Origin of the sequence: Streptomyces sp. NPDC127084 (assembly GCF_042724175.1) — a bacterium.
Classification (GTDB): domain Bacteria; phylum Actinomycetota; class Actinomycetes; order Streptomycetales; family Streptomycetaceae; genus Streptomyces.
The window spans coordinates 7,733-8,560 of record NZ_JBHXFA010000221.1 but is presented as its reverse complement, the minus strand read 5'-3'; the positions used below and the strand labels follow the sequence as shown (position 1 = coordinate 8,560).

Below are 828 nucleotides of genomic sequence, written 5' to 3'. Positions count from 1 at the left end.
GCAACAGCATCGTTGTGCGCCCCCCTCACCCAAGGCGGGGGGGCGCCCGGCCCCCCGTGTCCGGGGGGGGGGCTGGGGGGCCGCCGCGGGTGCGCGGGTCTGCGCGGCGGCGGCGGTCCGCCCGCGCGAGGCGGCCGCGCTGACCGGCACGGCGAAGCTGTACCGCCCGGCCGGGGACGACATCGTCTTCTCCTTCGACGCGCATCTCGCGGCGAAGGACAACATGAACCCGCACAGGGCCCACGGCAGCTTCCGCTTCAGCCACTACGCCGCGAACGGCGCGGGCGGCTGGGCGAGGGCGAAGGTCGACTGCCTGATGACCGGGGGCAAGGTGGCGGTCGTCACCGGAGTGGTCACCGAGTCCGACACCCCGTTCAAGGGGAAGCGGGTCGGTGTCACCGTTCACGACCAGGGGAGGCACGACCGTCTGGGCTACACCTGGATCGGGGAGAACGAGGTGGCGGACGTGCCCAAGTGCCTCGGCGCGGCGCCGTTCGAGACCGTCGAGAAGGGCAGCGGGGACTTCAAGGTCGTCCCCTGGGAGCTGGGGTACCCGCAGAACTGAGCCTCAGCGCAGGCCGAGGCTCAGCCGGGCGAGCCGGAGGAGAACCGCCTGAGCAGCGGGGACAGGACCAGCACGGACTTGGTCCGCTCCACGAACGGCTCGCCCGCGATCCGCTCCAGCACGCGCTCGAAGTGGCGCATGTCGGAGGCGAAGACCTGGACGATCGCGTCCGCCCCCCCCCGGGCGCGGGGGGCGGGCGCCCAGACCAGATAAAACCCCCGCCGAGACACCCCCGAGCCCCCCCCCCCCACCGAGACCCGCAC

The 828-nt window shown here is 73.6% G+C and carries 2 protein-coding genes; one reads left to right on the top strand and one right to left on the bottom strand.

Features of this window, described 5'->3' with window-relative positions:
* The coding region (locus ACFWI9_RS31300; protein WP_387167779.1) for a hypothetical protein at positions 1 to 565 on the top strand (565 nt) is incomplete at its 5' end.
* Between the two features lie 20 nt (positions 566 to 585).
* Here the strand turns inward: ACFWI9_RS31300 and ACFWI9_RS31295 are convergent.
* Positions 586 to 828: Lrp/AsnC ligand binding domain-containing protein (locus ACFWI9_RS31295; RefSeq protein WP_387167776.1), on the bottom strand; the 243-nt coding region annotated here is incomplete at its 5' end.